We start from the raw sequence: 16,082 nt of genomic DNA on the forward strand, positions 1-16,082 counted from the left end.
GACGCTCCCGATGCAGCCGGGAGCGACACAGATCAGGCAGCTTCGGCGACGGCGCCGCTGCTCTTGGGAACAGAAGAACGGATCAGGTGATCGAACGCGCTCAGTGCGGCGGTAGAGCCGGCGCCCATTGCGATGACGATCTGCTTGTACGGCACGGTGGTGCAATCTCCTGCTGCGAATACGCCGGGAACGCTGGTCTGGCCACGATCGTCGATGAGGATTTCGCCGCGCGGAGAGAGCGCCACGGTGTCCTTCAGCCACTCGGTGTTCGGAAGCAGGCCGATCTGCACGAAAATCCCTTCCAGTTCGATCCGATGCGCATCGCCGCCGACGCGATCCTGATATACCAGACCACTTACCTTCTGCCCGTCGCCCAGAACTTCCTGGGTCAGGGCGCTGGTGATGACGGTGACGTTGCCCAGACTGCGCAGCTTCTTCTGCAGGACCTCATCGGCGCGCAGTGTGTCATCAAATTCCAGAAGGGTCACATGCGACACGATGCCGGCCAGGTCGATGGCCGCCTCGACGCCCGAATTGCCGCCGCCGATGACCGCCACGCGCTTGCCCTTGAACAGCGGGCCGTCGCAGTGCGGGCAGTAGGCCACGCCCTTGTTGCGGTACTGCGCTTCGCCGGGCACGTTCATCTGGCGCCAGCGCGCACCGGTGGACAGGATCACCGAACGCGACTTCAGCGACGCGCCGTTCTCCAGCTTGATCTCGACCAGCCCGTCATCGCCGGCCGGCACCAGCGCGGTGGCGCGCTGCAGGTTCATGATGTCCACCTCGTACTCGCGCACATGCTGTTCCAGCGCGGCGGCGAGCTTGGGGCCCTCGGTCTCCTTCACCGAAATGAAGTTCTCGATGGCCATCGTATCCAGCACCTGGCCACCGAAACGCTCGGCCGCCACGCCGGTCCGGATGCCCTTGCGCGCCGCGTAGATCGCTGCCGCGGCGCCGGCCGGGCCACCGCCGACCACCAGCACGTCGAACGGCGCCTTGGCGGCGATCTTCTCGGCGTCGCGTTTGCCCGAGCCGGTGTCCAGCTTGGCCACGATCTGCTCCAGGCTCATGCGGCCCTGGTCGAACACTTCGCCGTTGAGGTACACCGTGGGCACCGACATGATCTGGCGCGCCTCGACTTCGGCCGGGAACAACGCGCCGTCGATGGCGACATGCTGGATGCGCGGGTTGAGCACCGCCGCCAGGTTCAGCGCCTGCACCACATCGGGGCAGTTCTGGCAGGACAGCGAGAAATAGGTTTCGAAGCGGTAGTCGCCGTCCAGGTTGCGCACCTGCTCGATCAGCTCGGCGGTGGCCTTGGACGGGTGCCCGCCCACCTGCAGCAGGGCCAGCACCAGCGAGGTGAACTCGTGACCCATCGGCAGCCCGGCGAAGGCCAGGTGGATGTCCTGCCCCGGGGTGGTCAGCGCGAAGGAGGGGGTGCGCTCGCTGCCATCGCGGCGCACGTCCAGCTGGATCTGCGCCGACAGGGTGGTCAGGGTGTTGAGCAGCTCCAGCATTTCCTGCGACTTGGCGCCGTCGTCCACGTGGGCCGTGATCTGGATCGGACGGGTGACGCGTTCCAGGTAGGTCTTGAGCTGGGACTGGAGGTTGGCATCCAACATCGAAAAAACTCCTTGATTCAGGCAAGGGGACAGCGTCGACGTACCCCGAAGGTGCATCTGCGCAGCGTGGGGGTGAACCGAAACGGGCGCATCGCGGCACCGGCTTGGGTTCACCCCCACTCCCGTCGAAACGGGAATGGGGATGGGGCGTTGCGGTTAGATCTTGCCGACCAGGTCCAGCGACGGGGTCAGGGTCTTCTCGCCTTCCTTCCACTTGGCCGGGCACACCTGGTTCGGGTTGGCGGCGGTGAACTGGGCAGCCTTGAGCTTGCGCAGGGTCTCGGAGACGTCACGGGCGATCTCGTTGGAGTGGATCTCCAGGGTCTTGATCACGCCTTCCGGGTTGATGATGAAGGTGCCGCGCAGGGCCAGGCCCGCTTCCGGAATGTGCACGCCGAAGGCGTTGGTCAGGGTGTGGGTCGGATCGGCGACCAGCGGGAACTGGGCCTTGCCCACGGCCGGCGAGGTTTCATGCCACACCTTGTGCGAGAACTCGGTGTCGGTGGTGACGATGTACACCTCGGCACCGGCCTTCTGGAACTCGGCGTAATGATCGGCGGCGTCTTCGATTTCGGTCGGGCAGTTGAAGGTGAACGCGGCCGGCATGAAGATCAGCACGGACCACTGGCCCTTCAGGGTGCTGTCGGAGACCTTGATGAACTCGCCGTTCTGGTAGGCGTTGGCTTCGAACGGCTGGATCTGGGTGTTGATGAGCGACATCGTTGTTCCTCTTGGTGAAGGGGGTGGGTGAAGCGACCAACACAGGTTAGCGGCTCCATTCCCATAAGGACAATCCATTGATTGCATCTATACGATAGTTACAGTCTATCGAGAGGTGCTGATCCGAAGATGAATCCCTGTGTGGATATCCCCCGAAACCATTGCAGTGCAATGACATGGGCGGTCCAGCCGCCCATCGGCGCCATAGCCAGCATTTATCCGCCCAGCCTGAATCCTGAACGAACCGCTCAGCCCGTCCCTGCGTCGCGGCGTGCGGGCGTGGCCGCCGGCGCCTGCCGCGTGATGGCGGTGCACTACACTGCGCGCCCGTTCCTGCACGATCCCCGCCATGACTGCCGCCCCGCGCGACGTTCGACAGCTGCTGGCCGACGCCGCCGCCACCCTGCCCGGCGTGGAGGGGCGGCATGAGGCCGAACTGCTGCTGATGCACGTGCTGGGGCACCCGCGCAGCTGGCTGTTCGCGCATGCCACCGACGTTCTCGACGCGGACGCCGTGGCCGCCTTCCAGGCCCTGCTGGCGCGCCGCCAGGCCGGTGAGCCGGTCGCCTATCTGCTCGGACGGCGCGGTTTCTGGACGCTGGACCTGGCGGTCAGTCCGGCCACGCTGATCCCGCGCCCGGAAACCGAACTGCTGGTTGAACTGGCCTTGGAGCGGCTGCCGCTGGCCACCCCGCTGGCCGTGGCCGACCTGGGCACCGGCAGCGGTGCGATCGCCCTGGCACTGGCCAGTGAACGGCCGCAGGCCCGCATCATCGCGACCGACGCCAGCGCCGATGCCCTTGAGGTGGCGCGTCGCAACGCGGCCGCGAACGGGCTGCACAACGTGGTGTTCGTCGCGGGGTCCTGGTATGCCGCGTTGGCGGGTCAGCGCGTCGCGCTGATCGTCAGCAATCCGCCCTACATCGCCAGTGACGACCCGCACCTGCTGCAGGGCGATCTGCGCCATGAACCGGCCAGCGCACTGGCCTCCGGGCCGGACGGTCTGGACGACATCCGCGTGATCGTCGCGGGCGCCGGCGCGCACCTGCTGCCCGGTGGCTGGCTGCTGATCGAACATGGGTGGGACCAGGGCGCAGCCATCCGCGTGCTGTTCGAACAGGCCGGCTTTGATCGCGTGTCCACCGTGCGCGATCTCGAACAGCGTGATCGGGTGACCTGCGGCTGTCTGCCCGGCGTGGTTTGAACCCAGCGGCAACAATGCCGTGGGTAGAATGGCGTTCCACCCGAAAGGACGCGCCATGCTGCTTCGCAATGCCAAGGTTCTGGCCCACCCGTTCCTGCACGACATGCGTCAGGACAGCTATTTTCCCGCGCCGCTGGTCGAACAGGGCCGGCAGATCCTGCTGCGCCTGTGCGAGCGCATCGAGCGCGAGCCGCCGTCCGACGCGGCTGCGCTGTGCGCGCTGACCCACGCCGCCACGCTTGAATTCAACGTGCTCGGCGAAGCGTTCGAAGCGCAGGGCAGCGAACTGGAAACCGTGGCACGCGACAACATCGGCAGCGATGTCGATTTCATCGCGCGCAGCTACGGGTTCGATGTGGATGTCGAAGACCTGATCAGCCCGCGCGAGTGGTAAACCCGCCCGTGCGTGCCTGTCCCCAACAACGGAGTTCCGTCATGCGTACGCTGTACCCCGCCATCACCCCCTACGACGTCGGCAGCCTGAAGGTCGATGATCGCCACACGCTGTATTTCGAACAGTGCGGCAACCCCGACGGCAAGCCGGTGGTGATGCTGCACGGTGGCCCGGGTGGTGGCTGCAGCGAGAAGATGCGCCAGTTCCACGACCCGGCCAAGTACCGCATCATCCTGTTCGACCAGCGCGGTGCCGGCCGTTCCACGCCGCATGCCGACCTGGTGGACAACACCACCTGGGACCTGGTGGCCGATATCGAAAAACTGCGCGAGCACCTCAAGGTGGATCGCTGGCAGGTCTTCGGCGGCAGCTGGGGCTCCACCCTGGCATTGGCCTACGCCCAGACCCACCCGCAGCGCGTGACCGAACTGGTCCTGCGCGGCATCTTCATGCTGCGCCGCTGGGAGCTGGAATGGTTCTACCAGGAAGGCGCCAACCGCCTGTTCCCGGACGCGTGGGAGCACTACCTCAAGCCGATTCCCGCCGTGGAGCGTCACGACCTGATCTCGGCCTTCCACCGCCGCCTGACCAGCGATGACGAGGCCACCCGCCTCGCCGCCGCCAAGGCGTGGAGCGTGTGGGAAGGGGCAACCAGCTTCCTGCACGTGGACGACGACTTCGTGAACAGCCATGAAGACCCGCAGTTTGCGCTGGCCTTCGCGCGCATCGAGAACCACTACTTCGTCAACGGCGGCTTCTTCGACGTGGAAGAGCAGCTGCTGCGCGACGCACATCGCATCGCCGACATTCCCGGCGTGATCGTGCACGGCCGCTACGACGTGGTGTGCCCGCTGCAGAACGCGTGGGAACTGCACAAGGCGTGGCCGAAATCCACGCTGGAAATCAGCCCGGCCTCGGGCCACTCGGCCTTCGAAGCGGAGAACGTGGACGCGCTGGTGCGCGCCACCGATCGCTTCGCCGGCTGATCGGCCGGTCCCACCGGTGCGGCCTGCGCCGCATCGGTGGGCATCGACCTGCTGCTACCAGTTGCCGGCCAGCAGCGCCTCGGCCAGTACCTTCAGTTTCGGCGAGGCCTGGCGCGACGGCGGATACACCAGCGACAACGCGCGGCTGCGGCCTTCGAACGGCTGCAGCACGCGCTGCAGGCGGCCGTCGGCAAGTGCATCGGCCACCGCGAAATCCATCACCTGCACGATCCCGACGCCGGCCAGCGCGCCTTCCACCAGCGGGTCGCCACTGTCGAACACCATCCGCGCCGGCGGGGTGACGTCACGCAGCCCGTCGCCGTCGCGGAACTGCCAGTCCACCAGCCGCCCGCTGCGCAGGTTGCGCACCGCCAGGCAGGCATGACCGCGCAGATCGTCCACCGTGGCCGGTGCACCGCATCGGGCCAGGTAGGCCGGGGAGGCCACCGTCACCCAGTGCAGCGGCCGCAGCGGGCGCGCCACCATCCGCACGTCGCTGATCGGCCCGGTACGCAGGGCGGCATCGAAGCCTTCCTCGACCAGATCGACCAGGCGGTCGTTGAGCACCAGATCGAGCTGCAGGTGCGGATGCGCGCCCATCAACTGCCCGGCCAGCGGCACCAGCACCTTGCGACCGAACATCGAGGGGGCGGTAACCTTGAGCACGCCGGAGGGCATGCACGGGCGGTCGCCCAGGCGCCGTTCGGCATCCTCCAGGCCGCTCAGCAGGGGCGCGCAATGCGCCACGAACTGCTGTCCGTCAGGGGTCAGGCTGACGTTGCGCGTGTTGCGGTGGAGCAGGCGCACGCCGAGCGTGCCCTCCAGCCGGCTGATCGCGCGCGACAGCCCGGATTGACTGACCCCGAGCTGGCCGGCGGCCACGGTGAAACTGCGCGCCTCGGCAACCTGTACCAGCATGCGCACCGCATTGAGATCCATGCCCGCCCTCGATTGATGCGAAAATGCATGACAGAAATCGAAGTATCCGGGTTTATTTGTTCTGCGTCATCAATGAGACTGCCCGCCTTTCCCCCGTACCGACTGGCATGACCGACACCCTGCGTTCCTTCCCGCCCCGCCTGGCGCTCACCCTGCTGGCAATGGCCCAGCTGATCATCGCGCTGGACGCGACCATCATCTTCGTGGCCCTGCACGAGATGGGCGTGCAGCTGCAGATCAACGCACAGCAGCTGCAGTGGATCGTCAGCGGTTACACCGTGGCCTTCGGCGGCTGCCTGCTGCTGGGCGGCCGCGCGGCGGATCTGCTTGGGCGGCGCCGGGTCTACCGGTTGGGCATGGCGCTGTTCGCGCTGGCCTCGCTGGTGGGCGGCTTCAGCAGCAGTGCCTGGCTGCTGATCGCCGCGCGTGCGGCACAGGGCATGGGGGCGGCCCTGCTGTTCCCGGCCACGTTGTCGCTGATCAACACGCTGTACGCCGAGGGCGCGCCACGCAACCGCGCGCTGGCGATCTGGTCGATGGCCAGCGCCGGTGGCCTGGCGCTGGGCACGCTGCTCGGCGGGGTACTCACGCAGAGCTTCGGCTGGGCGTCCGTGCTGCTGGTGATCGTGCCGTTCGCCAGCGCCTGTGCGGTGCTGGGGGGCTGGTGGCTGCCGCGCGACCCGGCACCGCAGGCCGGGCGCTCCTTCGATCTGGCCGGCTGCCTCACCGTGACCTTGGGCGGCAGTCTGCTGGTCACCACCCTCGTGCAGGGGCCGGAGTGGGGGTGGCTGGCACCGCGCACGCTGGTCTGCCTGGGACTGTCGGCGGTGCTGCTGGCCGCCTTCGTGCAGATCGAGCAGCGCAGCCGCGATCCGTTGATGCAGTTCGCCCTCTTGCGCCTGCGCAGCCTGCGCGCTGCGATGCTGCTGACCTGTGTGTTCATGAGCAGCTTCGGCGTGCAGTACTACTTCCTGGCGCTGTACTTCCAGGATGGCTACGGCTGGAGCGCGCTGCAGGCCGGGCTGGCGTTCCTGCCGCCCACGCTGGTGTGCACCTTCGGAATCCGCATCACCGAACGCATGCTCATCCGTCGCTCGCCCCGCCAGGTGCTGGCACGCGGCATGGCCGCCGGCGCCATCGGCATCGCGGCCGTGGCGGTCGCACTGCCGTACGGGGCGACGTACTGGGCACTGCTGCCCGGCATCGTGGTGCTCAGCATCGGCCAGGGCATGACCTGGACGGCGATGTGGATCGTGGCCGGGCAGGGCGTTCCGGCCGCGCAGCAGGGTGTGGCGTCGGGCATGGCCGCCACCGCCCAGCAGATCGGTGGCGCGCTGGGCCTGGCGCTGCTGGTGATGCTGGCCAACGCCGGGCGCAGCCCAACGGCCGGCGGCAGCAGCGTGGAGGCATTGCAGGGGCTGGTGAACGCGCAGTACGGCGCAGCCGCCTTCGCGCTGCTGGGCGTGGCCGTGGCACTGTGGCTGCGGCCGCAGCAAGACCCGGCCGCACAGCGCGCCACCGCCTGACCGCAGCCCCCGATAGAGCCGACCGTTGGTCGGCTATCGCGCGCAGCGCGAGGTTTCCGCAGCCCCCGGGTAGAGCCGACCGTTGGTCGGCTATCGCGCACAGCGCGGGGTTTCCGCAGCCCCGGGTATAGCCGACCGCTGGTCGGCTATCGCGCACAGCGCGCGGTTTTCCGCAGATCCCCGGTAGAGCCGACCGTTGGTCGGCTGTCGCGCGCAGCGCGGGGTTTTCCGGTGCCGGAACGGAGAGCAGCCGGGCAGAGCCCGGCTCTACGGGGCGCAGCGCAGGTTGTCCGGCGGTAGAGCCGACCGTTGGTCGGCTATCGCGCGCAGCGCGGGGGTTTCCGGTGCCGGAACGGAGAGCAGCCGGGCAGAGCCCGGCTCTACGGCGCGCAGCGCGCGGTTTCCGCAGCCCCCGGTAGAGCCGACCGTTGGTCGGCTATCGCGCGCAGCGCGCGGTTTTCGGTGCCGGAACGGAGAGCAGCCGGGCAGAGCCCGGCTCTACGGGGCGTAGCGCAGGTTGTCCGGCGGTAGAGCCGACCGTTGGTCGGCTATCGCGCGCAGCGCGCGGTTTCCGGTGCCGGAACGGAGAACCGCCGGGCAGAGCCCGGCTCTACGCGAAGGCGGGTTCGAGCTGCTTGAGCACGCGTGCCAGGCGCTGTGCCCACGCGGTCTGCCCGGCGCTGTCGGCAATCAGGTCCTGGCGGATCTCCAGTTCCACGTGCGCCAGCCCACGTGCCTCGGCATGCACCGGAATCGCGTAATCGGTGGCGTCGCTGACTGCGTACGGCTGGTTGTCGCCCACGACCAGGTCGCCTTCGGCCCGCAGCGCGTGCAGCAGCGCATGCGCGAAGCGCGCATCGCGCTGGTACAGCACGCCGGCGTGCCACGGCCGTGCCACGCCCTGCATCGCCGGGGTGAAGCTGTGCATGGCGATCAGGATGGTGGGGATGCCGGCGGCGGACCGCGCATCTAGTTCAGTGGCGATGCGTTGGTGGTAGGGATCGAATATCTCCCGCACCCGTGCATCCTGCGCGGCGGTATCCAGGGCCTGGTTGCCGGGCACCACGGTGTGGTCGCTGACCGGTGCAAACCGGCCCGGCGCACCGGGCGGGCGGTTGCAGTCGATCACCAGGCGCGAGTACGTCTGCTCGATGGCCCAGGCATCCAGCAGGCCCGCCAGCGCGCGGGTGACACCGGCAATGCCGATGTCCCAGCCGATGTGCCGGTCCAACTCGGCCTGCGGCAGGCCCAGGCTGGCCAGCGCGGCCGGCACCTGCCGGCCGGCATGGTCGGCGATCAGCAGGAACGGCGAACGACCCTGCGCCTGGTGCACCGTGAACGGCGCGGGGTCCGACGGCGCCAGCAGCGCGGCGGCGTGCAGCGGCGGGGCAAACGAATCAGCCACGCGGGGTGCCGTCCAGGTGGTGCTCGATCATCCACAGCCCGGCCCACAGCTTGGCGTCCAGGGCGTAACCCTGGCCCATTTTCTCGACCAGCCACGCCGCCGCGCGCGTGCGCGGCACTTCGTGCACGGTGATGTCCTCGCTGTCGTCGCCGCCGCCCTCGCCGATCCTGCGCAGACCGGTGGCGCGCACGAACGCGATCTGCTCGCTGCTCGCACCCGAGGAGGTCGGGCCGATCATCAGCACTTCAGCGTGCGCGGCGGTCCAGCCGGTTTCTTCCTCCAGTTCGCGCACGGCCGAGACCTCGATCGACTCGCCGGCGTCGATGTCGCCGACCAGTCCGGCCGGCATCTCGATGGTGTTGGCCTGCAGCGGCACCCGGAACTGTTCGACGAACAGCACGTTGTCCTCGGGGGTGACGGCGATGATGATCGCGGCCAGGCCGCCGGCGTGGGTACGCTCGCTGTATTCCCACGTGCCGCGCACGACCATGCGCTGGTACTTGCCTTCGTAGACGACCTTGGGGGCTTGCGTGTTGGGGCTCATGCGAACTCGCTGGCAACGGAAGGGGAATCGGACAGGCCGGCGGCGGCGAACAGGCGGCGGCGGGTCAGGGGCCCGAACCGCAACGCATCGCACAGGCCCTGCAGCATCTGCGCATCGGCGCTGACCCGGCTGAAGTCGGCGGGGCCGCCGTCCAGCGGCGCATCCAGCGCGATCGTGGTCAACTGCCGCCACAGCAGGGCGTGCTCGCGCTGCTCGCGCAGGCGCACCGCCATCTGCGCGGCGCCACGCAGGCGCAGGAACGGCACTTCGTCGAGACGATCGTACAGGGCGTCCAGGCTGCCAAAGTGGGCCAGCAGCACCGCAGCGGACTTGGCGCCCACCCCGGTCACGCCGGGAATGTTGTCGACCGCGTCGCCGCACAGCGCCAGGTAGTCGGCGATCTGGTGGGCGTGCACGCCGTGGCGGGCCTTGACCCCGGCCATGCCCCAGCGCTGGTTGCGCGCGTAGTCCCACTGTTCGTCGTGCTCGAACAGCAACTGCGACAGGTCCTTGTCGGCGGAGACGATCACCCCGCGCATGCCCGCCTCGCGGCGTGCGTGCAGGGCGCTGCCGATCAGGTCGTCGGCCTCGTATTCGTAGTGGGCCAGCACCGCCAGCCCGAGCGCCACGCACAGCGCCTTGCAGTGCGCGAACTGGCGGCGCAGCGCATCCGGTGCGGGGTCGCGGTTGGCCTTGTAGGCCGCATACAGGCGGTGCCGGAAGCAGCTGTCCAGCGCCTCGTCGAAGGCGATGGCAATGTGCCGCGGGCGTTCGCGCTCGAGCAGGTCGAGCAGGAAGCGGGCAAAACCGTGCACGGCATTGGTCGGCCAGCCCTGCTGGTCCTGGAACTCGTCGGGCATCGAGTGCCAGGCGCGGAACACATACAGGCTGGCATCCACCAGATACAGCGGTGGGCGCGGCGCCACGGCGGGGGACGGAACGCTCATCTCAGCCGTTCCAGTCCTGCAGCAGGGCCGCCGGGTCCGGACGGTCGCGCTCGGGCGCCACCGTCTTCGGCGTGCCGATATGAATGAAGCCGGCGATGCCTTCGTTCGCGGCCAGGCCCAGATGGGCATGGACGGCCGGATCGAAGGCCATCCAGGCGGTCAGCCACTGGGCGCCGAAACCGAACGCCTGCGCGGCCTGCAGCAGGGCGAAGCAGACGCAGCCGGCGGTCATCAGCTGTTCCTGCTCGGGCACTTTGGGGCTCGGCGTGTGCCGGCTGACCACCACGATGACCAGCGGGGCATGGGAAAACCGCTGGCGATCCTTCTCCAGCTGCGCCTCGGCGACGTTGGGATCACGCTGCCGGCTGCGCTCGGCCAGGAAGGTGCCAAGAGTGTGACGTGCATCGCCGGTGATCCGCAGGAAGCGGAATGGCACCAGCTTGCCGTGGTCGGGCACGCGCACGGCCGCGGCGAGCATCCGCGCCAGCGTCTGCGGGTCCGGCCCGGGCTCGCCCAGGTGACGGGCGGGGACGGAACGGCGCATGTCCAGCGCCTGCAACGCAGCGGGAAGCAGCATGGGATCTCGATCGGCTTTCACGGGCCTCCCATTATAGTCGCGGCAGTTTGTGACACGGCTTTGGGCGTTCTCGGTGCAATTTGCGACAAAACGTGATGAACATCACCTAATTAACGGGAGGCGTTCACGTGGCTGTACTCGCTTCCCGCGACGGCTCCCCGTACGATACAAGGCCTGCCGGCGCCCCGGTCATGAGGTATGAAGTGAGGACTGCTTCACTGTCCGCTACCGGCCGGCCGGCCTACGATCCGTACGCAGGTGCATGGGGTGTACCTGCGTCGGCTGTATTCACGCTGCTTAGAGTGCCTGCGAGGGTGGGGAGCCTTTTCGCATGATCGCCACGCCCACTGCTACGGGCCTTCCGGGTCGCAACGCCGCGCTGCTGACGCTTGCGCGCGATGCGGCGCTGCCGGCGCTGACCGAGTCGTTCGCGACCGTTCTGGCGCGCTTTGACGATGTGCTGTTCGACCGTGCCGGCACCGCTGGCGCGTCGCAGCTGCTGTTCCTGGATGGCATGCGCGAACTGCGCCGCCGCCGCGACGACATCGTGGTCGGCTTCCGTACCCATCTGGCCCGGGCCTGGTTGGCGCTGGAGCAGGGCGAGCCGCTCTCGGCCGAAGCCACTCTGGCCGGCCAGATCGAGGACGGCTTGAGCCTGGTGCCCGAGCACGTGCTGGAATCGCGGCTGGCGGTGCGCAATTTCGCCACCGTGCTGCTGCGCGACTGGAAGCCGGTACTGGCGCGCCTGGACCGTCGCCTGGGCATGATTGCCGGTGGCCTGGAACTGAACCCGGACACCAATCCGATCAGCCCCGAACACATCGGCGTCGCCATCCACGAAGCCTTCGCCGACTGTGAACTGGCGCCTGAAGTGCGGCTGGTGCTGATCAAACTGTGCGAACGCGACCTGCACGCCCCGATCGGCAAGCGCTACGAAAAAGTGGACGAACAACTGGCCGCTGCCGGTGTGATGCCGCAGATGGCCGCGCCGCGGCGCCCGGCACCGCGCCCGCCGACGCCGCGCGATGAACTGGACGACCTGGTCGACGCGCTGGATACGGCGCAGCAGGGCAACGACGACGCCGCGGCGCCGGCCTGGGCCCGGCGTTTCGCCGACCGCTGGGCCGAAAGCCGTGGCCGCATGCAGTCCTCGCAGGGCGCCAGCAGCTATGCCGGCGGCGCGGACGGCGCCGACGGCCTGAGCGGCAACCAGGGCATGTTGCTGGAAGCGCTGCATGAACTGCTGCAGCAGACCCGCCATGTGCGCGAAGACGCCACCTCCGCCGCGAGCGTGGCGGTGGGCCAGCAGCGGCCGCTCAGCCAGCGCGAAATGATGTCGGTGCTGTCGCTGCTGCAGGCCACGCCGAGCGCCACCCTGCGCGCGGCGATCGGCGAGGACGGCGAGTCGCTGGCCCAGCGTCTGAAGAGCGAAGTGCTGTCCGGTGCCACCCGGCTTGGCGTGGACCCGGGCCAGGCCCGGCTGGACCCGCAGGACGAGGACGCCATCGACCTGGTTGGCATGCTGTTCGATGTGATGCTGGACGAGCGCGACCTCGAAGGCCGCTCGCGCGAGCTGATTGGTCGCCTGGTGGTGCCCTTCGTCAAGGTCGCCATGCTCGACCGCCGCATGTTCGTGCAGAAGACCCACCCGGCGCGCAAGCTGCTCAACTCGCTGGCCGAAGCCTGCGAAGGCAATACCGGCGAGAGCCAGGCCGAGCGCGTGCTGATGGGCAAGGTCGAGGAGATCATTGAACGGCTGGTGGCCGAGTTCAACGAGAACCTGGCCATCTTCCTCACCCTGGAAGAAGAATTCCGCGATTTCCTGGCCCAGCACCGGCGCCGGATCGAAATCGCCGAGCGGCGTGCCGCTGAGACCCAGCGCGGCCAGGAAAAACTGGAGATGGCGCGCACCCGCGCGGCCGCCGAACTGGACCGCCGCATTGCCGATGCCACCCTGCCGCAGGCCATCGGCGAGTTTCTGCGCCAGCCGTGGCAGCATCACCTCACCCTGAGCGTGCTTCGCGAAGGCGAAGACGGCGCATCGGTTGGCGAGGCGCTGGCCCTGGCCGACGGGCTGCTGGACGAGGTGGCCGAAGCGCGCCGCCAGATCGTCGGCAAGCCGTGGCTGCAGGCCTGGCACCCGGCATTGCGCAAGGTGTTTGCCAGCGTTGGCGTGCATGCCGACGCCGCCACCAGCGCCATCGACGCGCTGCACGACACCCTGCAGGGCATTGCCGAATCGCGCCCGGAACTGGAACGCGCGCTGCCGGAGCTGCCGCAGGTGGTCCTGCCGGCACCGCCCGCGCAGGAAGCCCCGGCGGTGGAACTGGGCAGCAAGGTGGATGTCAGCGATTTCGACAATGCCGATGCCGACCGCTTCCGCGGCATGGAAATCGGCAGCTGGCTGGACTTCGTGGACAAGGACGGCAAGGTGCAGGCCGGCAAGCTGTCCTGGGTCAGCCCGATTTCCTCGCGGCTGCTGTTCGTCAACCGCCGCGGCGTGCGCTTCTGCGTGGCCTCGCCGGAAGAACTGGCGGTGATGGTGCGCCTGGGCCGCCTGCGCGCGCACATCGACGATGGTGCGTTCGACAGCGCCATGCAGGGCGTGATCGACCGCCTGGACACCAAGAACGCCACCGTCCACTAGGACGACCCCACGCCCCCCGATCAGGTTACGATCACGGCACATTCCGCTGAACGACGGGGACAGGCATGGCTGTCGAGGTGTTGGTGGTCAAGGAAGGTGCGCCGGGGGAACGGCGCGTGGCAATGACGCCGGAGACGGCGCGCAAGCTGGCCGCGCTCGGGGCGACCGTCCGTGTCGAATCCGGCGCCGGGCAGGCGGCCGGGTTCCCCGATGCGGCGTACCTGGACGCCGGCGCGCAGCTCGCGGATGCCAGCGGCCTGTCCACCGCCGATATCGTGCTGTGCGTGCAGCCGCCGTCGCCCGCGCAGTGGGCACAGCTCAAGACCGGCGCCACCCTGGTGGGCATGCTCTACCCGCAGGCCGACGCAGGCCGCGCGGCAACCATCCAGTCGCGCGCGCTGCATGCGTTCCCTCTCGAACGCCTGCCGCGCACCACGCGCGCGCAGTCGATGGACGTACTCAGCTCGCAGGCTGGCATGGCCGGTTACAAGGCGATGCTGATCGCGGCCCAGCGCGCGCCGCGCTTCTTCCCGATGTTGACCACGGCCGCCGGCACCATCCGCCCATCGCGGGTGCTGGTGGTGGGGGCCGGCGTGGCCGGACTGCAGGCGATCGCCACGGCGCGCCGGCTCGGTGCGCAGGTTGAAGGGTTCGACGTGCGCCCGGAAACGCGCGAGCAGATCGAATCGCTGGGCGGCAAGTTCCTCGACCTCGGGGTCAGCGCGGTGGGCGAGGGCGGCTATGCGCGCGCGCTGACCGATGACGAGCGTGCCGAACAGCAGCGCCGGCTGGGCGAGCACCTGCGCCTGGTCGATGTGGTGGTGTGCACCGCAGCGGTACCGGGGCGCCCCGCGCCGCGGATCCTCAGCACCGCGATGGTGCGTGGCATGAAGCCGGGCAGCGTGGTGGTGGACCTGGCCGCCGAGACCGGCGGCAACTGCGAAGCAACCGTGCCCGGGCAGACCATCGACCTGGACGGCGTCACCATCGACGGTCCGCTCAACCTGGCCAGCCTGGGGGCCGTGCACGCCAGCGAGATGTACGCGCGCAACCTGTACAACTTCGTCGCCCTGTTCCTCAAGGACGGCGCCATCGCCTTCGACTGGACCGACGAACTGCAGGCCAGGACCCGCTGGCAGGGCGCGGACGCCGCCGGCTGAGCGTTGCCCCGGCGGCAGCGCTCAGGGCTTTCGGGGAGCGGCAGGCGGTTCGATGATGGGGTTGGCCTTGAGCCAGTCCTGGCGCTGGTCGGGCGTCATGCGCGCCCAGCGGGCGCGTAGATCGTCGCGCTGGGCCGGGCTCATCGTGCGCATCTGCGCGAACAGCGCGCGGGCCTGCTCGCGCTGCTCGGGCGACATGTTCTCGAAGCGGTGGCGGCCACGCCGCGCCAGGTCGCGCTGTTCGGGCGTCATCTCCTGCCAGCGCTGGCCATGCTGCAGCATCCGCTCGCGCTGTGGCGGCGGGGCATCGTTCCAGCGGTCGCGCACGGGCGCGATCAGCGCCTCGCGCTGCTGCGGCGTCAGTTGCTCCCAACTGGGCAACGGGGAGGTCTGTGCCCAGCCCGTCGCCGCCAGCGACAACAGTGCCAGTCCCAGGATCAGTCGCGGTTTCATCGATTCACTCCATTGCCAGGTCGGTGCCGGCCAGCCACACGTACAGGTCGGGATTCTCGTCGAGGACATCGACGCCGTCATCCATTGTCGTCGCGACGGGCAGGGCGGCCGGACGAGGGGGGCTGACCGTGAAACTGTAGCCCAGGCCCAGCGCCGCCACCGCCGAGCAGGCCGTGGCCAGCCACCAGCCGTGCGCGCGGGCGCGGCGCGGCGCGGCGTGGCGCGCACTGTGCAGCCTTGCCAGGGTGGCCGGGGAAAGCCGGGAAACCGCCTGCGCATGCAACTGCTGCAGGGCGGCGTCGGTGTGGGACGGCAGGGGCGGGCGGCTCACAGTTCGATCTCCAGGTGCTGCTGCAGCGCTACGCGGGCGCGCGAAAGATGGGTTTTGACCGCGCCTTCGCTGCAGCCCATCGCCCTGGCGGTGGTGGCGCCATCGAGCTGCTGCAGCACGCGCAGGGTGAAGGCCTCGCGCTGGCGGGCCGGGAGCTGGCGCAGCGCGGCCACCAGGCGGTTGTACTGGTCGCGCTGCTCGTGCGCCTGCGCCGGGCCTGGCGCGCTGTCGGCCCAGTCGATGTCGTGATCCCCGGCGGGCGCATCGCTGCTGCGCCAGAAGCGCAGGCGAAACCCGCGGCGCCGCTGCAGGTCCACCACCCGGCGGCGCAGGATGCTCCAGAACAGCGGTGCCCACTCGGCGGCGGGCTTGTCGCGGTAGGACAGCATCCGCAGCATGCTGTCCTGCACGGCATCCAGGGCGTCGTCGCGCTGGCGCAGGCCGGCTTCGGCGAAGCGGAACGCGCGCGGGCCGATACCGGCCAGAAACGCGTCCAGCGACACCGGCAGGGTCGCGTCGGCCTCGGTGGGTAGCGTCGGTAGGGGGGAACTCACCAGCACAGGGTAGCGCTCGCGCAGGGGGACAAGGTGAGAACGCACCAGCGCGCTGTCGGTTGACCGGCCT

16 protein-coding genes are annotated in these 16,082 nt (G+C 69.1%); 6 read left to right on the top strand and 10 right to left on the bottom strand.

Going from position 1 to position 16,082, the window contains the following annotated elements:
• Positions 1–32: 32 nt before the first annotated feature.
• The gene (ahpF, locus tag ACLB90_RS13440; protein ID WP_411849969.1) at positions 33–1,625 is read right to left on the bottom strand and encodes an alkyl hydroperoxide reductase subunit F; all 1,593 of its coding nucleotides are present in this window, start codon (positions 1,623–1,625) and stop codon (positions 33–35) included.
• Between the two features lie 156 nt (positions 1,626–1,781).
• Complete coding sequence (ahpC, locus tag ACLB90_RS13445; RefSeq protein WP_411849970.1) at positions 1,782–2,345, bottom strand: alkyl hydroperoxide reductase subunit C; 564 nt, start codon at positions 2,343–2,345, stop codon at positions 1,782–1,784.
• A 349-nt stretch (positions 2,346–2,694) separates the two neighbouring features.
• Between ahpC and prmC the strand changes: the two genes are divergently transcribed.
• From prmC to pip, 3 genes are read left to right on the top strand one after another with little or no spacing between them, the layout of a single operon-like run.
• The gene (prmC, locus tag ACLB90_RS13450; protein WP_411849971.1) at positions 2,695–3,549 is read left to right on the top strand and encodes a peptide chain release factor N(5)-glutamine methyltransferase; all 855 of its coding nucleotides are present in this window, start codon (positions 2,695–2,697) and stop codon (positions 3,547–3,549) included.
• A 55-nt stretch (positions 3,550–3,604) separates the two neighbouring features.
• Complete coding sequence (locus tag ACLB90_RS13455) at positions 3,605–3,943, top strand: DUF5713 family protein (RefSeq protein ID WP_411849972.1); 339 nt, start codon at positions 3,605–3,607, stop codon at positions 3,941–3,943.
• Between the two features lie 41 nt (positions 3,944–3,984).
• Positions 3,985–4,929, top strand: a complete 945-nt coding sequence (pip, locus tag ACLB90_RS13460) for a prolyl aminopeptidase (protein ID WP_411849973.1) — start codon at positions 3,985–3,987, stop codon at positions 4,927–4,929.
• 54 nt (positions 4,930–4,983) lie between these two features.
• Here pip and ACLB90_RS13465 read toward each other — a convergent pair whose 3' ends face one another.
• The gene (locus ACLB90_RS13465; protein ID WP_411849974.1) at positions 4,984–5,868 is read right to left on the bottom strand and encodes a LysR family transcriptional regulator; all 885 of its coding nucleotides are present in this window, start codon (positions 5,866–5,868) and stop codon (positions 4,984–4,986) included.
• A gap of 107 nt (positions 5,869–5,975) precedes the next feature.
• Here ACLB90_RS13465 and ACLB90_RS13470 point away from each other — a divergent pair, with 107 nt between their 5' ends.
• Positions 5,976–7,394, top strand: a complete 1,419-nt coding sequence (locus ACLB90_RS13470; RefSeq protein WP_411849975.1) for an MFS transporter — start codon at positions 5,976–5,978, stop codon at positions 7,392–7,394.
• 610 nt (positions 7,395–8,004) lie between these two features.
• Here the strand turns inward: ACLB90_RS13470 and ACLB90_RS13475 are convergent.
• The 4 genes from ACLB90_RS13475 to ACLB90_RS13490 are packed head-to-tail and all read right to left on the bottom strand — an operon-like array spanning position 8,005 to position 10,867.
• On the bottom strand, positions 8,005–8,799 hold the full coding sequence (locus tag ACLB90_RS13475; RefSeq protein WP_411849976.1) for an N-formylglutamate amidohydrolase: 795 nt from the start codon (positions 8,797–8,799) through the stop codon (positions 8,005–8,007).
• On the bottom strand, positions 8,792–9,343 hold the full coding sequence (locus ACLB90_RS13480; protein ID WP_411849977.1) for an NUDIX hydrolase: 552 nt from the start codon (positions 9,341–9,343) through the stop codon (positions 8,792–8,794). Before ACLB90_RS13480 ends, ACLB90_RS13475 begins: the two co-directional genes overlap by 8 nt.
• Positions 9,340–10,290 carry a 5'-3' exonuclease H3TH domain-containing protein gene (locus tag ACLB90_RS13485; RefSeq protein ID WP_411849978.1) on the bottom strand — a complete coding sequence of 317 codons (951 nt, stop codon included), beginning with the start codon at positions 10,288–10,290 and terminating at the stop codon, positions 9,340–9,342. The genes ACLB90_RS13480 and ACLB90_RS13485 overlap by 4 nt, the downstream gene beginning before the upstream one ends.
• A gap of 1 nt (position 10,291) precedes the next feature.
• Entirely contained in the window at positions 10,292–10,867 is a 576-nt protein-coding gene (locus tag ACLB90_RS13490; RefSeq protein ID WP_411849979.1) for a nitroreductase, read from the bottom strand.
• A 331-nt stretch (positions 10,868–11,198) separates the two neighbouring features.
• On the opposite strand from ACLB90_RS13490, the gene ACLB90_RS13495 reads away from it, so the two are divergent.
• Complete coding sequence (locus tag ACLB90_RS13495; protein ID WP_411849980.1) at positions 11,199–13,514, top strand: DUF1631 domain-containing protein; 2,316 nt, start codon at positions 11,199–11,201, stop codon at positions 13,512–13,514.
• Between the two features lie 65 nt (positions 13,515–13,579).
• On the top strand, positions 13,580–14,674 hold the full coding sequence (locus ACLB90_RS13500; RefSeq protein ID WP_411849981.1) for an NAD(P) transhydrogenase subunit alpha: 1,095 nt from the start codon (positions 13,580–13,582) through the stop codon (positions 14,672–14,674).
• Positions 14,675–14,695: 21 nt separating this feature from the next.
• Here the strand turns inward: ACLB90_RS13500 and ACLB90_RS13505 are convergent, their stop codons facing one another.
• From ACLB90_RS13505 to ACLB90_RS13515, 3 genes are read right to left on the bottom strand one after another with little or no spacing between them, the layout of a single operon-like run.
• Positions 14,696–15,127, bottom strand: a complete 432-nt coding sequence (locus ACLB90_RS13505; RefSeq protein WP_411849982.1) for a DUF3106 domain-containing protein — start codon at positions 15,125–15,127, stop codon at positions 14,696–14,698.
• Positions 15,128–15,131: 4 nt separating this feature from the next.
• Entirely contained in the window at positions 15,132–15,458 is a 327-nt protein-coding gene (locus ACLB90_RS13510; RefSeq protein WP_411849983.1) for a hypothetical protein, read from the bottom strand.
• Positions 15,455–16,018, bottom strand: coding sequence for an RNA polymerase sigma factor (locus ACLB90_RS13515; protein ID WP_411852761.1), 564 nt, complete (start codon positions 16,016–16,018; stop codon positions 15,455–15,457). The genes ACLB90_RS13510 and ACLB90_RS13515 overlap by 4 nt, the downstream gene beginning before the upstream one ends.
• Positions 16,019–16,082: the final 64 nt, after the last annotated feature.

It is taken from the genome of Stenotrophomonas sp. LGBM10 (assembly GCF_046736075.1).
In the GTDB taxonomy this organism is placed as follows: Bacteria; Pseudomonadota; Gammaproteobacteria; order Xanthomonadales; family Xanthomonadaceae; genus Stenotrophomonas.

Coding starts and splice junctions, on each gene's coding strand:
- ahpF (WP_411849969.1), bottom strand. CDS start 1,625: ATGTTGGATGCCAACCTCCAGTCCCAGCTCAAGACCTACCTGGAACGC.
- ahpC (WP_411849970.1), bottom strand. CDS start 2,345: ATGTCGCTCATCAACACCCAGATCCAGCCGTTCGAAGCCAACGCCTAC.
- prmC (WP_411849971.1), top strand. CDS start 2,695: ATGACTGCCGCCCCGCGCGACGTTCGACAGCTGCTGGCCGACGCCGCC.
- ACLB90_RS13455 (WP_411849972.1), top strand. CDS start 3,605: ATGCTGCTTCGCAATGCCAAGGTTCTGGCCCACCCGTTCCTGCACGAC.
- pip (WP_411849973.1), top strand. CDS start 3,985: ATGCGTACGCTGTACCCCGCCATCACCCCCTACGACGTCGGCAGCCTG.
- ACLB90_RS13465 (WP_411849974.1), bottom strand. CDS start 5,868: ATGGATCTCAATGCGGTGCGCATGCTGGTACAGGTTGCCGAGGCGCGC.
- ACLB90_RS13470 (WP_411849975.1), top strand. CDS start 5,976: ATGACCGACACCCTGCGTTCCTTCCCGCCCCGCCTGGCGCTCACCCTG.
- ACLB90_RS13480 (WP_411849977.1), bottom strand. CDS start 9,343: ATGAGCCCCAACACGCAAGCCCCCAAGGTCGTCTACGAAGGCAAGTAC.
- ACLB90_RS13485 (WP_411849978.1), bottom strand. CDS start 10,290: ATGAGCGTTCCGTCCCCCGCCGTGGCGCCGCGCCCACCGCTGTATCTG.
- ACLB90_RS13490 (WP_411849979.1), bottom strand. CDS start 10,867: ATGCTGCTTCCCGCTGCGTTGCAGGCGCTGGACATGCGCCGTTCCGTC.
- ACLB90_RS13495 (WP_411849980.1), top strand. CDS start 11,199: ATGATCGCCACGCCCACTGCTACGGGCCTTCCGGGTCGCAACGCCGCG.
- ACLB90_RS13500 (WP_411849981.1), top strand. CDS start 13,580: ATGGCTGTCGAGGTGTTGGTGGTCAAGGAAGGTGCGCCGGGGGAACGG.
- ACLB90_RS13505 (WP_411849982.1), bottom strand. CDS start 15,127: ATGAAACCGCGACTGATCCTGGGACTGGCACTGTTGTCGCTGGCGGCG.